Source organism: Alysiella filiformis, from assembly GCF_014054525.1.
Classification (GTDB): Bacteria; Pseudomonadota; Gammaproteobacteria; order Burkholderiales; family Neisseriaceae; genus Simonsiella; species Simonsiella filiformis.
Window position 1 is genome coordinate 1,245,172 of sequence record NZ_CP059564.1, and the last position, 14,681, is coordinate 1,259,852.

The following is a 14,681-nucleotide window of genomic DNA, read 5'->3' on the forward strand; positions in this document are numbered from 1 at the left end:
TCGCTATCTTGCCACAACATATTGCGTGATTTGTAAAAAAATCCAAAAATGCGGTGCTGCCAGTCTGCTTATTCATTTTTCAGCTATAATTTCCAATATTAAAGAAATCAATCCCTTTCCATTTTCAATTAAAAAATTTTTGTATTCGGTGATGTTTTGCCGATTTTTTCCACAAAAATAACAAGGATAATGAATCATGAAAAAATCATTGCGTATGATTATTGTGGCGATGACCGTTGCCGCTTTAAACGCCCATGCACACGCGGAAACCGCCGCCCAAGCCTTGCCACCCAAAACGCCTGCGCCTTCCGTTGCCAAAAATCAAGCGGAAGCGAAAGTTGCAAGTCATTCAGGGGACAATATGCAAAAAACTGCTGGCAATGCAGGTGGCAACAGAGAAACGGTAACTTTGCAAATGGGCGCGTTTACCGACCCCAATTTGGCGTATAAACAGGCGGCAAAAGCGTCTTTGTTGGGCTTGCCATCGCGCGTGGTGCACATGAAAAACCGCAATGGCGACACGGTGCGCGTGGTGCGCAGCAGCTACCGTTTGAAACAGGTTGAGGCGGAAAAAATCGCTGCCGATTTGCGTGAACAGCAAGTGAATGTGTTGTTGATGCAATAATCGGACAAAACCATTTCAGGCAGCCTGAAAAAGACCTTTTGTGGATTTTCAGGCTGCCTGAAATCAATTTTTGCGCGCCACCACAAATTGTGCCAATTGGCGCAAACGGTCGGCGCGGTGGTCAAAATTTGCCAAAGATTGAAGGGCTTGTGCAATCAAGTTTTCGGCATATTCACGCGCCTTGCTCAAACCCAGCAATTTCACATAGGTGGGTTTGTTGGCATCTTCGTCTTTGCCTGCTGTTTTGCCGAGCGTGGCGGTGTCGGATTCGCAATCCAACACATCGTCTATCACTTGAAATGCCAAGCCCAATTTTTTGGCATATTCATCAAGCTGTTGCAATGCGTCATCGCTCAAATCGGGGCAGGACAATGCGCCCAGTTGCACCGCCGCTCGGATTAACGCGCCTGTTTTCAGGCTGTGCATGTGTTCCAAATCTTCTTGCACCATCATCAAACCAACGTGTGCCAAATCAATGGCTTGACCGCCTGCCATGCCCACACTGCCCGATGCTTTTGCCAAAACTTGCACCATGCGAAGTTGTCTTTGCGCTGGCAAATCGGTGGTTTGCGATAAAACGTCAAACGCCAAAGTTTGCAGCGCATCGCCCACCAACAGGGCGTTGGCTTCGCCAAATTCAATGTGGCAAGTGGGTTTGCCGCGCCGTAAGCTGTCGTTGTCCATGGCGGGCATATCATCGTGTACCAAAGAATAAACGTGTATGCACTCCACCGCCGCCATTGCCGCTTCGCAGGCTGCCTGAACGCGGTTGCCCAATTCTGCTGCCGCCAGCACCAGCAAGGGGCGCAAGCGTTTGCCACCGTCCAAAGTGCTGTATCGCATGGCTTGGTGCAGGGTGGCGGGAACGCGATTTTCTTTGGGCAGAATGCGTTCTAAAATGATTTCGGTATCGGCTTGGGCTTGGGTTTGCCAGTTTGCCAAATCATTCATGGGATTCAAGATTCAGTTCCTTTAATTCATTGTTTTCTAAAACATAAAGTTGCTGCTCAACCGCATTCAATTTTTCATGACAAAAACGCAGCAACGCCACGCCTTCTTCATACATTGCCAGCGATTTTTCCAGTGCCAATTCATCGTATTGCATGGATTGGGTGATGTTGTGCAGGCGATTGAGTGCGTCTTCAAAATTTTTGGGGGATTTGCGGGACATGGTTGTTTCTCGTTGTGGATTTTCAGGCTCGTTGATGTGTCATGCTATTTTCGCACATAATGCACCCAGTCAAAGGCAATGCCATTGGCGGAAACCTGTGGTACACGCGCCATTTCTTGCCACTCATCGCGCGAAAATTCGGGGAAATACACATCGCCTTGCGGTTGCAATTTCACTTCGGTCAGGCGCAAATCGGTGGCGTGGGGCAGGGCTTGGGCATAAATTTCCGCACCGCCCATGATGATGACTTCCTCATCGCCCAAACACGCATTTAAGGCATGGTTTAAATTGGGGAAAATTTCGGCATTGGCTGCCTGAAAATCACTTTGGCGCGTGATAATCATGTTGCGGCGTTGGGGTAGGGGTTTGCGTGGCAGGCTGTCCCACGTTTTGCGCCCCATAATCACGGCTTTGTGCAAAGTGTATTGTTTGAAAAAGGCAAAATCTTCGGCAATGTGCCACACCATATCGTTGTTTGCGCCAATCACGCGGTTTTGGGCAAGTGCCGCGACCAAGGTTATTCTCATAAAATTGTTGGGGTTATATCTTTAAAAATGGTGGCGATTATAGCGTATAATCGCGCCCAATATTCAGATAACAAAAACACCACACACAAATCATGAGTCTTTTTTCACAAGTTTTATTGGCATTGGGCATGTCTGCCGATGCGTTTGCGGCTTCGCTTGCCAAGGGTTCACAAATTCAGTCGCCCAACAAAATGCAAATATTTCAATATGCTTGCATCTTCGGTTTGGTGGAAATGGCAACGCCGCTTATGGGTTGGGGCTTGGGTTGGGCAGCCGCACCGTTTATTGAAAGCTATGACCATTGGTTGGCATTTGTGCTGTTGGGCGGGCTGGGCGTGAAGATGATTTATGAAAACGCCACAAGCAGCGACCCCCATTTCAGGCAGCCTGAAAAAAATTTTCCCAATAAAAATCAATATTTTATTTTATGTGTTACCGCATTAGCCACCAGCGTGGATTCCATGGTAGTGGGCGTGAGCTTGGCGTTTTTGGACGTGAACATCATCATCATGGCATTGCTGATTGGTTGCACCACGGCGGTGATGGCGGCTTTGGGCATGAAATTGGGGCATATTTTGGGCGAAAAAATCGGCAAATACGCGGGCTTGGGTGGTGGCGTGTTGCTGCTGGGCATGGGGGTGTGGATTTTATTGAGCCATTTGCAACTGTGGTAAGCAAGCGCATTCGTGATTTTATGCTTAATTCATTTAAAAATGGGGACGGTGTAGGGGAAAACTTATTGCACCATTTTCCTGATAAATCATGAGTTTGGTGTGATAAGTTGTCCCCTACACCGTCCGATTTTTCTGTTCAGGCAGCCGCGCCTGCTTCACGCGCAATGCGTAAGCCTTCTTCGCGGCTCAAATAGACGGGATTGGCAGGGCAATCGCGCCACAAAATCGTGCCTTGTGAAAACCACACGCATTCGTCTTGGGCGAATTGTCCCCACGTTTCGTTGTCGGTCAGCGGCAGGGTGGCGATAACGGCAACGCGGTCGTTGGGGGTGGTGAATTTTTCAAAATCAATGGCAATGTCTTCATCAACCAAATGGGCTTGTCCGAATGGGGCTTTGCGTTCAATGTAATACAGCAGCGTGCAGGCATGGGCAAACATGAAATCGCCATTGGAAATCAAGATGTTGAACATACCAAAATCGCGAATGTGTCGTGCCAATTTGGTTAATGTGGCAAACAACACTTCATTGCTGGGTTTTTGGGGGAAATTGTGGCGCAATTCGTTCAAAATAAAGCAAAATGCGGTTTCTGAATCGGTGTTGCCCACGGGTTTGTAGCAGGCATTTTCAAAATCGGGTTTGAAATTTTTTAAATTGCCATTGTGGGCAAACAGCCAATATTCGCCCCACAATTCGCGTTGAAAGGGGTGGGTGTTTTCCAGCATGGTTCTGCCTTGGGTGGCTTTGCGAATGTGGGCAATCACGTTTTCGGAGCGAATGGGGTAATTTTTGACCAATTCGGCTACGGGCGATGTGGCGCAGGGGTGGTTGTCCAAAAACAGGCGCAAGCCTTTGCCTTTGGGTTCAAAAAAGCCGATGCCGAAACCGTCTGTGTGGTGGTCGGTTAAGCCGCCACGTTTGCTGAATCCAACAAAGGAAAAACCGATGTCGGTGGGGGTGTTGCAGTTCATGCCGAGCAGTTGGCACATGATTTTATTCCTTGTATTTATTGTTGTTTTTGTTTTTCAGGCTGCCTGAAAATACATAATAGAAAACGGTTTTGCCTTCGGCGACTTACTTTTTAAAAAAGTAAGCCAAATACTTTAATGCTGAACGGTTTGTGTTTCAAAAAATATTTCAGGCTGCCTGCATGGATTAAGCCATTGAATAAAATGGAAGTAATCATTGTTTTTTTGGTTTATTTGGCTTACTTTTTTAAAAAGTAAGTCGCCGAAGGCAAAAACTTTAATTTGCTCGTGTACAGAAAGGCTGCCTGAATATCACATTAAAGCCGCCAAATGGGCAAACAGCCACAATGTGATTTCTACTGTAAAATAAATCAAACCGATTGCCAATGCCCCCAAAATCAACAACCCAATCAGGGCTTGGGTGGCTTGTTGATTGACTTGGCGCACGATGTGTTCATCGCCTGCGGCAAAGCCGTCTAGCAGGGCAAAATTGCGTTTGTTGGCTTTGTAGAAAAAATCCAAAATATTGCCCAAAAAGGGGATTAAGCCAATAATCAAATCTTTCAAAATATTGAACAAAACCACCAAAGCCAATCGCCACGAGCGAATTTTAAACACCGCCGCATACACAAAAACCAAGCTCAATGCACCGCTTAACAGGCTGCCTGCCACGGGAATCAAGCCGATGATGCCATCTAAATAATAATCGTCTAAATAAAGGCTGATTTGGCGGCAGAGGCGGTAGCTGCGGCTGCCTGAAAGCCGATGTTGGCGCAAATTGGGTTCAGTCATACGATTTCAGGCTGCTTTCCAGTTGTTCAAGGCGTTTGTTGATGATGCGGATTTCGTTGCGTAAATCGTCCAACTCGTCCACGCAATCGTTGAGTGTTTCGTGCATTTGGCTGTGTTGCATTCGGGCTTGTTCGCTGGCTTGGTTGATGGAAGCTGCCTGAAACAGCAAAGTTTGCCCCACAATTTGGAGGGTTTTACCGATTTTGGCGGCTTTGGCGGTGAGTTTATCGGCGGTGTCATCACCCAGCAGTTGGCGCAAATCTTGGTGTGGCGCATAGCGGATTTGGGCAAAGCAAAACATCACGTTCATGCCCAATTCCATGTCGCCTTCTACGGCTAAATCGTTGAAATTGGGCAAATCGCCTTGTAAAAATTTGGGCAAGGCTTGGGGGTGGACAATTAACACGGTGTCGGCAATGCGCTGCGTGGGCGTGAGCAAGCCGTTTGCGTCTATGCGCCCGACCACGCGAACGCTCGCGCTTTGTATCCCCAAAACAATGCCGTTGAAGCCGCTTAATTGCCGCATGACTTCGGGGTTTTGTCGGAGCAAATGGTTGATGATGTTTAGTGCCAACATGGTTGTTCTCAAAAATAGGGTGTTGCAATGGTTTAATGGGGGCTAATTTTAACTGATTTTGCGCTTTTCAGGCTGCCTGAATGCTTTTTTTGCGTTTTGATTTAAAAAAATGTAAAAATCATTTGGTGTTAATGTGAATTTGCCGTTACAATTCGTGCCATTCGCATTTTACAAAAATAAACAAAGATGGTCGTTTTCAATCAGAATAAAGCCAGCCCTTGCGCCATGCAAACTGCCCGATTTCAATTTAAAATGACAATACAATAACGGAGCTACTCATAATGACAGCCAAAGGACAATTATTGCAAGACCCTTTTTTGAATGCCTTGCGTAAAGAACACGTTCCCGTATCCATTTATTTGGTTAATGGTATTAAATTGCAAGGACAGGTTGAGTCGTTTGACCAATATGTTGTTTTGCTGCGCAATACTTCTGTAACACAAATGGTTTACAAGCACGCCATTTCCACCATTGTGCCAGCGCGTGCGGTCAGCATTCAGCACGACAATAAAGCGGCGGCAACGGTTGCACCACGCCCCGCTTTGCAGCAAGTGGAAACCGTGAGTGCCGAAATCAATCTCAATGCCTAAACCGATTGAAAATCAACAAACCCAAACCATTGAAATGTGGTTTGGGTTTGTTGTTCAGGCAGCCTGAAAACGTTTTTTCTCGTGCAAAAACACGCGCCATTTTGCCCACAGCACCGCCAACACAAACAAAGCAGCCTGAAACAACACAATGGTCGCGCCCGTTGCCGAATCCCAATGATAGCTGCAAATAACCCCAAAAATACTGGTTAAACAAGAACTTAAAATTGCCACCAACAGCATTTTATCAAAACGTTTGCACAACACAAATGCCGTAATCCCTGGTGAAATCAACATCGCCACCACCAAAATCACGCCCACCGCCTGCATTGCCACCACGATGGTTGCCGACAACAAAATCAACAAACCATAATGCAAAATATTGACCGACAAACCCGCCACACGCGTGTGGCTCACATCAAAGCAATACAGCAATAAATCGCGTTTTTTCAACATCATAACCGTGAAAATGATGGCGCAAATCGCCAGCGTTTGCCACAACAATTCGCGGTTCACGCCCAATAAATTGCCAAATAAAATGTGTTTCAAATGCTGGTCGGTGTCCATTTTTTGAAACAAAACCAAGCCCAATGCAAACATACCCGCAAACACAATGCCCATCAGCGTGTCTTCCTTAATGCGTGTGTGATGCTTTAAAAATCCGACACTTATCGCGCAAAACAAACCAGCCACAAACGCGCCCAATGCCATCGGCACACCCAACCAAAACGCGATAATCACACCTGGGAAAACGGCGTGGGAAACCGCATCGCCCATCAACGACCAGCCTTTTAACACCACAAAACAAGACAGCACCGCACACACCGCCCCCACCACCACCGCCGTGATGAGCGCGTTTTGCATGAAACCGTGTGATAATGGGGCTGCAAACCAGTTGTAAATATTGTATAACATATTGATATGATTGATTTTAAATTTTAAAATGATGACGGTATTTTTTCAGGCTGCCTGAATAGATTAAGTCATTGAATAAAATGGAAGTAACTTTTATTTTTTGGTTTATTTGGCTTACTTTTTTAAAAAGTAAGTCGCCGAAGGCAAAAACTTTAATTTGCTTGTGTACCGAAAGGCTGCCTGAAACGCCAAATGCCGTATTTGGGCGAAAACAAAAACGCCAAAATAAACAAAGCCGTTTGCAAACACACAATGACACCGCCTGTTGCGCCGTCCAAAAAGTAGCTCAAATACACCCCTAAAACGCTGGTGCTGACCCCAAAAATTGCCGATAAAACCAGCATTTGGCGGAATTTATCGGTAAGTTGATAGGCGGTTGCCCCTGGGGTAATGACCATGGCGATGACCAAAATCGCGCCCACCGTTTGCAAAGCCGCAACCACACACGCGCTCAATAAGCTGAAAAACAGGATTTGGTAAAATTTGGGCGACAAACCCACCGATTTGGCGTGGACTTCATCAAAAAACACCAACAGCAAATCTTTCCAAAAAATCAATAAAAACAATAAAGAAACACCCATAATGCCGACCACTTGCCACACGTCTTCATCGGCAATGCCCAAGATATTGCCAAAAATGATTTCTTGCACGTTCACGGCAGTGGGGTTGAGCGAAATGATGAACAAGCCCAGCGCAAAAAAAGTCGTAAAAATAAAACCAATGACCGCGTCTTCACGCAATTTGGTGATGGATTTGACCCACAAAATTGCCAATGCCGCCAGCAAACCCGAAAAAAACGCCCCAATCGCATAGGGCAAACCCAGCGCGTAGGCAATCGCCACCCCTGGTACAACCGCGTGTGAAAGCGCGTCCCCAATCAGCGACCAGCCTTTTAACATCAAATACCCCGACAGCAGGGCGCACACGCCACCCACCAAGCCACTTAAAATCATGGCTTTGTTCATGTATTCATAGGCAAAAGGTTCAAGTAAGAGTTCTAACATGGCATTTTGATTTAATTTAATTTTTTGACTTCCACAATGTCCGCAGGCAGGTAAAAATCGTGTTTCACAAGGGCTTGCACCACATTGTTCATCACATCAGAACGAATGCGATTGTGTTCGGGAATGCGTGGATAATCTTCCACATTCAACCAAAAATTCACTTGCACATCGGTGGTGCTGGCTTTCAATGCGATTGTTCTACTCTTTGTAGCACATGTTGATGTTCCTTTCTGATTGATTTTTGATGTGAAATGATTTTTCAGGCTGCCTGAAAACTATTTTTCCACTTTAATTTCAATGGTTTTTTGCCGTTGTGCATTCATATTTTGATTGGCAACGCGCTTGTGGCGACTGTCTTGGCAATGGCTCACATCGCCATTTTGTTTGCACACGCAACCGAATGGCGCATCGCAATCTTTGTGTCCGTAAAACACGGCTGGGATTTCATCGTCTGCCAAAATGGTGATGGCGCGCGCGTCTTCATCATCGTGTAAGTCTTTGCCTGCCAAGCGAATTTGGCGCAATACGCCACCAAACACGCGCTCCAAATTTTGTTGCGTAAAGGTGCTTTCGGTGCTGCCTGCGGCTAAAACGGTGCGGTTTATCATCACAACTTGGTCGCAAAATTCAGGCACCGTTCCCAAATTGTGGGTGGAAATCAAAATCAAATGCCCTTCGTGGCGCAATGCGTCCAATAAATCCATAATGGCTTTTTCGGTTTTGACATCTACGCCTGTAAAAGGTTCATCTAAAAGGATAATTTTGCTTTGTTGTGCCAAAGCACGCGCCAAAAACACGCGCTTTTTTTGTCCGCCCGATAATTCGCTGATTTGGCGGTCGGCAAGGTGGGCAATGTCCACGCGCTGCATGGCTGCCTGCACCTTTTCTTTATCTAACTGCTTGGGAATACGAAGAAAATTCATGTAACCGTATCGCCCCATCATCACAACATCGTACACGGAAACGGGAAACAGCCAGTCCACTTCCTCGCTTTGCGGCACATAGGCGACCAGATTTTGTTTGAGCGCGTGTGAAATGGGCAAACCGCACAGGCGAATTTGCCCTTGTTGTGGCTTAATTAAGCCCATGATTGATTTGAATAAAGTGGATTTACCACCACCATTAACGCCCACCAAAGCACAGGTTGTGCCTCCTTGTAAATGAAAGGAAACATCGTGCAAGGCGGTGTGTCCGTTGTTGTAGCGGACGGCGACATCGTGAACTTCAATGCTGGCGGTTAAGTCGTTCATTCTTTTTCAAATCCTTTCGCAACGGTGGAAACGGTAACATTCAACAAATCCAAATAGGTGGGTACGGCACCATCGGGTTCAGACAGCGAATCCACATACAACACGCCACCGTATTTTGCGCCTGTTTCTTTGGCAACTTGGCGAGCGGGCTTGTCTGAAACGGTGCTTTCGCTGAACACCACAGGAATGTTGTTTTGTTTGACTTTATCAATCAATGCTTTAACTTGTTTGGGCGAACCTTGTTGTTCGGCGTTGATTGCCCACAAATAGGCTTCTTTCAAATCATAATCTTTCGCCAAATAGCTGAACGCGCCTTCGCTGGTAACGAGCCAACGCTGTTCCACAGGAATTTGTGCCAATTTTGCGCGCAGTGGTGCGTCCAAATCTTTGATTTTTTGGGCATAAATTTCGGCATTTTTGTTGTAAATGTCTTTGTTGGCGGGGTCGTGGGCAATCAGGGCTTTTTTGATGTTTTCCACATAAATCAAGGCATTAGATGGCGACATCCAAGCGTGTGGATTGGGCAAATCTTTGTATGAACCTTCGGCAATCGGAATGGGTGTGATGCCTTCGGTAACGATGGCGGCTGGCACGTTTTTCGCATCTTGATAAAATTTTTCAAACCAGCGTTCCAAATTCATGCCGTTCCACAAAATGAGTTGGGCGTTTTGCACTTTGGCGATGTCTTGGGGTGTGGGTTCGTAATCGTGGATTTCTGCGCCTGCTTTGGTGATGGATTGCACGTCTGCCGCGTCGCCTGCCACATTTTGGGCGATGTCGGCAATCACGGTAAAGGTGGTTACAACTGTGAATTTGTGTTTGCCATCAGGGTTTTGGCTTTTCAGGCTGCCTGCAACGCTTTCGGACGCGGCTTTTGCTGTGTCAGCAGGTTTTTGTGGCTCGCTGGGGGTACACGCCATAAGTGCGAAACCCAATCCCAAATATGTGGATAATTGACGTAAATTCAACAACATCATTTTCTGCTCCATTTCTCAAATTTAAGGATAACATTAAATTTTACCGTTCACAGTAAAAAATTAAAATCATATACCCATAAAAATTTTATGGGTATAAAGTAAATGATAATTACTTTTATTTAACTTCGTCAAGTGGATTTTTCAGGCAGCCTGAATCGGCTTGGGCGCAATTAAAAAAACAAATGAGAACAATCACATTACAAAATACCCAAAAATAAATTGACAAAACACCTTAAAAAGTATGATATTGTCAAAATATGTAACGAAGTGTAAGGTTCGTTTCGCCTTTTTATGTTTTAGGAGCAATTCATCATGCAGGAAATCATTGGTACCTTAAATGGTTTGATTTGGAGTAAGGCACTCATTTATTTGTGTTTGGGTGCTGGATTGTTTTTTTCCATTATCACGCGGTTTATGCAGGTGCGTCATTTTATGGAAATGCTGCGCCTGTTGTTCAAACCCAACACCAGCCCCGAAGGGATTAGTTCGTTTCAGGCTTTGGCGGTGGCTTTGTCGGGGCGTGTGGGCATGGGCAATATTGCAGGTGTGGCGGCTGCGATTGGCTTTGGTGGTCCTGGTGCGGTGTTTTGGATGTGGGTGGTGGCGTTTTTGGGCGCAAGCACGGCTTATGTGGAATCCACTTTGGCGCAAATTTACAAGGAAAATGACAACGGTCAATATCGCGGCGGCCCTGCGTATTATTTTGAAAAATTTTTCAAAGGCAGTACGGGCAAAGTGTATGGCGCGATTTTTGCGATTGCCTCGGTGGTGGCTTGCGGCATTTTCTTACCAGGGGTACAAGCCAATGGCGTTGCCAACGCGGTTGTGAGCGTGGTGGGCGAAGGCAGTTTGGTGCAAACTTCGTTTGGCGATGTGGGCATGAACAAATTGATTGCCTTGCTGTTTATTTTGGTGATTTTGGGCATGATTATTTTTGGGGGGATTAAACGCATTGCCAATGTTACGGAAATTGTGGTGCCATTTATGGCGTTGGGCTACATTTTGATGGCATTGTTGATTGTGTTTATGAACATTGGCAAGCTGCCTGAAATCATTGGCATGATTGTGAGCGATGCGTTTAGCGCACAAGCAGGTTTTGGCGCGGCAATCGGTTGGGGCGTGAAACGCGGCGTGTATTCCAACGAAGCAGGGCAGGGTACAGGCCCACACCCTGCGGCGGCTGCGGAAGTGGAACACCCTGCACAACAAGGTTTTGTGCAAGCCTTTTCGGTGTATGTGGACACTTTGTTCGTTTGCTCTGCCACCGCGTTCATGATTTTGATTACGGGTCAATACAATATTCAAGGCACTTTGGAAAAAGGGCAGTTTTTGGTGCAAAATGTGGCTGCTGCCACCGAAATCAATGGGCCTGCATTCACACAAATGGCGGTTTCCAGCGTGTTTGGTTCGTTTGGTAATGTGTTTACGGGCTTTTCCATTTTCTTCTTTGCGTTTACCACGATTTTGGCGTATTACTACATTGCCGAAACCAATATGGCGTATTTGACACGCAAAGTGAAAGAAAACACCTTTTTCATCGTGTTTGTGAAAGTGATTTTGATGGCATCGGTGGCGTATGGTGCGGTAAACAGCGCGGGCTATGTGTGGGAAATTGGCGATGTGGGCGTGGGCTTGATGGCTTGGCTGAATATTGTCGGCATCATCGTGATTTTCTTAAAGAGCAAACCGACCATTCATGCTTTGAAAGACTATGAAGAACAGAAAAAAGCAGGTGTGAAACACTATACCTTTGACCCGAAAAAAATGGGCATTGAAGGCGCAACTTTCTGGGAAGAACGTTTGGCAAAACGCGAAAATCAAAGTCAAGATTAAATCCATTTGATGTTTCAGGCAGCCTGAATTGTTGTCCCTTGGGACTTTTCAGGCTGCTTTTGATTGTGATTTTGGCATAAAACACAACAAATTTGCCTGATTTTGGCATTTACGTTTTCATTTTTTGACAAACTTTAACCATTATCCTATTATGCCGTGTTTTTCAGGCAGCCTGAAACAGCATTTTTCATTTGATTAGGAGTCAATTATGCAAGCAGAACCCATTGTTTTAAATGGTTATTACACGCTCATTATGGCAACCATTGTGTTGCTGATTGGGCGTGTATTGGTGCAAAAAATCAAATTTTTGCGCGATTTCAACATTCCCGAACCCGTAGCAGGTGGTTTGGTAGCCGCATTGGTCATGTCCATTTTGTACACGCAAGGCATTTCGTTTACTTTTGAAGCGTCTTTGCAAAGTGCGTTCATGATGATTTTCTTTGCGTCCATTGGTTTGTCTGCCGATTTTTCGCGTTTGAAACAAGGTGGTATGCCTTTGGTGGCGTTCTTAATCATTGTGAGCGTGTTCATCATCATTCAAAATGCGGTGGGCGTGGGTTTGGCAACCGCTTTGGGACAACACCCACTTATGGGCTTGATTACAGGCTCAATCACATTGACGGGCGGACACGGCACAGGTGCGGCTTATGGCAAAATTTTAACCGAAACCTACAAAGTACCCAGCGCGGTGGAAATTGCGATGGTTTCAGCCACTTATGGTTTGGTGGCAGGCGGTTTGATTGGGGGACCTGTGGCACGCCGTTTGGTCAATAAAATGGGTCGCAAACCTTTGGAAAACCAAGCCACCGCAGTTGATGAAAAATCCCAATCTTACGATGAAACCACTTTTGAAGATGCGCGCCACCAACGCTTGATTACCGCGACTTCTGCCATTGAAACCATGGCATTGTTTGCGGCTTGTTTGGCTTTTTCATCGTTTATGGTTAAAGCCTTGCCCGATTTGAAATTGCCCCAATTTGTGTGGGCGATTGGTTGTGGCGTGGTGTTGCGCAATGTTTTAACCACCGTGTTCAAATTTGATATGTTTGACCGCGCGATTGACGTGTTTGGCAACGCATCATTGAGCCTGTTTTTGGCGATGGCGTTGATGAGCTTGAAATTGTGGCAACTGGCAGATTTGGCAGGCCCAATGATAATCATCTTGGGCGTGCAAACCGTGGTGATGATTTTGTATGCTTATTTCGTTACCGCCAAATTCATGGGTGGCGATTATGACGCGGCGGTGCTGGCGGCTGGACATTGCGGTTTTGGCTTGGGCGCAACGCCAACTGCTGTTGCCAATATGCAATCCATTACCAACACTTTCGGTTCATCACACAAAGCCTTTTTGATTGTGCCATTGGTGGGCGCGTTTTTCATTGACTTTGTGAACTTTGCCATTTTGGACAGCATGATGAAAATGTTTGGCTAAATCATCGGTTTGATTTTCAGGCTGCCTGAAAACGTGAAATGCGTTTTTCAGGCAGCCTTTGTGTTAAAATCGCCCCTTTATTTTGATTCAACGAAAGCAACATCATGAGTTTAAAATGCGGCATCGTGGGTTTGCCCAATGTGGGAAAATCCACCTTATTCAACGCTTTAACCAAATCGGGCATTGAGGCGGCAAACTACCCATTTTGCACCATTGAACCGAATGTGGGCATTGTGGAAGTCCCCGACCCACGCATGGCAGAATTGGCAAAAATCGTCAATCCACAAAAAATGCAGCCTGCGATTGTGGAATTTGTGGACATTGCAGGCTTGGTGGCAGGTGCAAGTCGTGGCGAAGGTTTGGGCAATCAGTTTTTGGCGAACATTCGCGAAACCGATGCGATTGTGAACGTGGTGCGTTGTTTTGACGATGACAACATCATTCACGTTGCAGGCAAAGTTGACCCGATTGCCGACATTGAAACCATTGGCACCGAATTGGCTTTGGCGGATTTGGCGAGCGTGGAAAAAGCCATTTTGCGCGAAGGCAAACGCGCCAAAGCAGGCGACAAAGACGCACAAAAACTGGTCGCCATTTTGGAAAAACTGCTGCCGCATTTGAACGAAGGCAAGCCAATCCGCTCATTCGGTTTGGACAAGGAAGAATTGGCATTGCTCAAACCTTTGTTTTTATTGACGGCAAAACCTGCAATGTATGTGGCAAACGTGGCGGAAGACGGCTTTGAAAACAACCCCCATTTGGACAAATTAACCGAATTGGCAAACCGTGAAAACGCCCCCATTGTTGCCATTTGCGCCGCGCTGGAAAGCGAAATTGCCGAATTGGACGATGAAGAAAAAGCCGAATTTTTAGCCGAAATGGGCATGGCAGAGGCGGGCTTAAACCGTTTAATTAGAGCAGGTTACGATTTATTGGGCTTGCAAACCTATTTCACGGCGGGTGTGAAAGAAGTCCGCGCATGGACAATCAAAAAAGGCGACACAGCCCCACAAGCGGCTGGTGTGATTCACACCGATTTTGAACGCGGTTTCATTCGCGCCCAAGTGATTGCTTATGATGATTTTATTGCGCTCGGCGGCGAAACCAAAGCCAAAGAAGCAGGCAAAATGCGCGCCGAAGGCAAGGAATATGTGGTGCAAGATGGCGATGTGATTCACTTCTTGTTTAACGTGTGATTTTGTCAAAACAGGCAGCCTGAAACCTGTGCAAAACCCACTTTTAAATTGATGTAGGGGCGGATTTTATATCCGCCCCTTTTCAATTTAGGTTTCATGCATTTCAAAATAGGACAAGTGTAGGGTGCAACTTGTTGCACCAAATCCATGTTTT

At 46.2% G+C, this 14,681-nt stretch carries 17 protein-coding genes; 6 read left to right on the plus strand and 11 right to left on the minus strand.

Annotation, left to right across the window (positions count from 1 at the left end; genetic code table 11):
- Nucleotides 1–196 precede the first annotated feature (196 nt).
- Complete coding sequence (locus H3L97_RS06175) at nt 197–625, plus strand: SPOR domain-containing protein (protein ID WP_097113623.1); 429 nt, start codon at nt 197–199, stop codon at nt 623–625.
- 63 nt (nt 626–688) lie between these two features.
- Here the strand turns inward: H3L97_RS06175 and H3L97_RS06180 are convergent, their stop codons facing one another.
- The 3 genes from H3L97_RS06180 to H3L97_RS06190 are packed head-to-tail and all read right to left on the minus strand — an operon-like array spanning nt 689 to nt 2,323.
- Nucleotides 689–1,585 carry a polyprenyl synthetase family protein gene (locus H3L97_RS06180; protein WP_179655775.1) on the minus strand — a complete coding sequence of 299 codons (897 nt, stop codon included), beginning with the start codon at nt 1,583–1,585 and terminating at the stop codon, nt 689–691.
- Nucleotides 1,569–1,796: an exodeoxyribonuclease VII small subunit gene (gene xseB, locus H3L97_RS06185; RefSeq protein WP_097113621.1), complete on the minus strand. Its 228-nt coding sequence runs from the start codon at nt 1,794–1,796 to the stop codon at nt 1,569–1,571. Before xseB ends, H3L97_RS06180 begins: the two co-directional genes overlap by 17 nt.
- A 44-nt stretch (nt 1,797–1,840) precedes the next feature.
- A complete protein-coding gene (locus H3L97_RS06190; protein WP_097113620.1) occupies nt 1,841–2,323 on the minus strand; it encodes a dihydrofolate reductase in 483 nt (160 codons plus the stop codon).
- A 92-nt stretch (nt 2,324–2,415) separates the two neighbouring features.
- Here H3L97_RS06190 and H3L97_RS06195 point away from each other — a divergent pair, with 92 nt between their 5' ends.
- Nucleotides 2,416–2,997: a manganese efflux pump MntP gene (locus H3L97_RS06195; protein ID WP_097113619.1), complete on the plus strand. Its 582-nt coding sequence runs from the start codon at nt 2,416–2,418 to the stop codon at nt 2,995–2,997.
- A gap of 136 nt (nt 2,998–3,133) precedes the next feature.
- On the opposite strand, the gene H3L97_RS06200 is transcribed toward H3L97_RS06195, so the two are convergent.
- The 3 genes from H3L97_RS06200 to H3L97_RS06210 all read right to left on the minus strand — a co-directional run bounded on the left by H3L97_RS06200 (nt 3,134) and on the right by H3L97_RS06210 (nt 5,333).
- Entirely contained in the window at nt 3,134–3,985 is an 852-nt protein-coding gene (locus H3L97_RS06200; RefSeq protein ID WP_097113618.1) for a class II glutamine amidotransferase, read from the minus strand.
- A gap of 291 nt (nt 3,986–4,276) precedes the next feature.
- A complete protein-coding gene (locus tag H3L97_RS06205; protein ID WP_097113617.1) occupies nt 4,277–4,756 on the minus strand; it encodes a DUF4112 domain-containing protein in 480 nt (159 codons plus the stop codon).
- Entirely contained in the window at nt 4,749–5,333 is a 585-nt protein-coding gene (locus tag H3L97_RS06210; protein WP_097113616.1) for a hypothetical protein, read from the minus strand. The genes H3L97_RS06205 and H3L97_RS06210 overlap by 8 nt, the downstream gene beginning before the upstream one ends.
- Nucleotides 5,334–5,614: 281 nt before the next feature.
- On the opposite strand from H3L97_RS06210, the gene hfq reads away from it, so the two are divergent.
- Entirely contained in the window at nt 5,615–5,923 is a 309-nt protein-coding gene (hfq, locus tag H3L97_RS06215; protein ID WP_097113615.1) for an RNA chaperone Hfq, read from the plus strand.
- A 54-nt stretch (nt 5,924–5,977) separates the two neighbouring features.
- Here the strand turns inward: hfq and H3L97_RS06220 are convergent, their stop codons facing one another.
- The 5 genes from H3L97_RS06220 to H3L97_RS06240 form a co-directional block, all read right to left on the minus strand.
- Entirely contained in the window at nt 5,978–6,835 is an 858-nt protein-coding gene (locus H3L97_RS06220) for a metal ABC transporter permease (RefSeq protein ID WP_224446378.1), read from the minus strand.
- A 152-nt stretch (nt 6,836–6,987) separates the two neighbouring features.
- A complete protein-coding gene (locus H3L97_RS06225) occupies nt 6,988–7,839 on the minus strand; it encodes a metal ABC transporter permease (RefSeq protein ID WP_097113614.1) in 852 nt (283 codons plus the stop codon).
- Nucleotides 7,840–7,850: 11 nt separating this feature from the next.
- A complete protein-coding gene (locus tag H3L97_RS06230; RefSeq protein WP_179655774.1) occupies nt 7,851–8,027 on the minus strand; it encodes a hypothetical protein in 177 nt (58 codons plus the stop codon).
- An 87-nt stretch (nt 8,028–8,114) separates the two neighbouring features.
- On the minus strand, nt 8,115–9,089 hold the full coding sequence (locus H3L97_RS06235) for a metal ABC transporter ATP-binding protein (RefSeq protein ID WP_097113613.1): 975 nt from the start codon (nt 9,087–9,089) through the stop codon (nt 8,115–8,117).
- Nucleotides 9,086–10,066 carry a metal ABC transporter substrate-binding protein gene (locus H3L97_RS06240; protein WP_224446377.1) on the minus strand — a complete coding sequence of 327 codons (981 nt, stop codon included), beginning with the start codon at nt 10,064–10,066 and terminating at the stop codon, nt 9,086–9,088. The genes H3L97_RS06235 and H3L97_RS06240 overlap by 4 nt, the downstream gene beginning before the upstream one ends.
- Nucleotides 10,067–10,378: 312 nt before the next feature.
- Here H3L97_RS06240 and H3L97_RS06245 point away from each other — a divergent pair, with 312 nt between their 5' ends.
- From H3L97_RS06245 to ychF, 3 genes are all read left to right on the plus strand, one after another.
- Entirely contained in the window at nt 10,379–11,899 is a 1,521-nt protein-coding gene (locus H3L97_RS06245) for an alanine/glycine:cation symporter family protein (RefSeq protein ID WP_097113612.1), read from the plus strand.
- 208 nt (nt 11,900–12,107) lie between these two features.
- The gene (gene gltS / locus H3L97_RS06250; RefSeq protein ID WP_097113611.1) at nt 12,108–13,331 is read left to right on the plus strand and encodes a sodium/glutamate symporter; all 1,224 of its coding nucleotides are present in this window, start codon (nt 12,108–12,110) and stop codon (nt 13,329–13,331) included.
- Between the two features lie 104 nt (nt 13,332–13,435).
- The gene (ychF, locus tag H3L97_RS06255; RefSeq protein WP_097113610.1) at nt 13,436–14,527 is read left to right on the plus strand and encodes a redox-regulated ATPase YchF; all 1,092 of its coding nucleotides are present in this window, start codon (nt 13,436–13,438) and stop codon (nt 14,525–14,527) included.
- Nucleotides 14,528–14,681 lie beyond the last annotated feature (154 nt).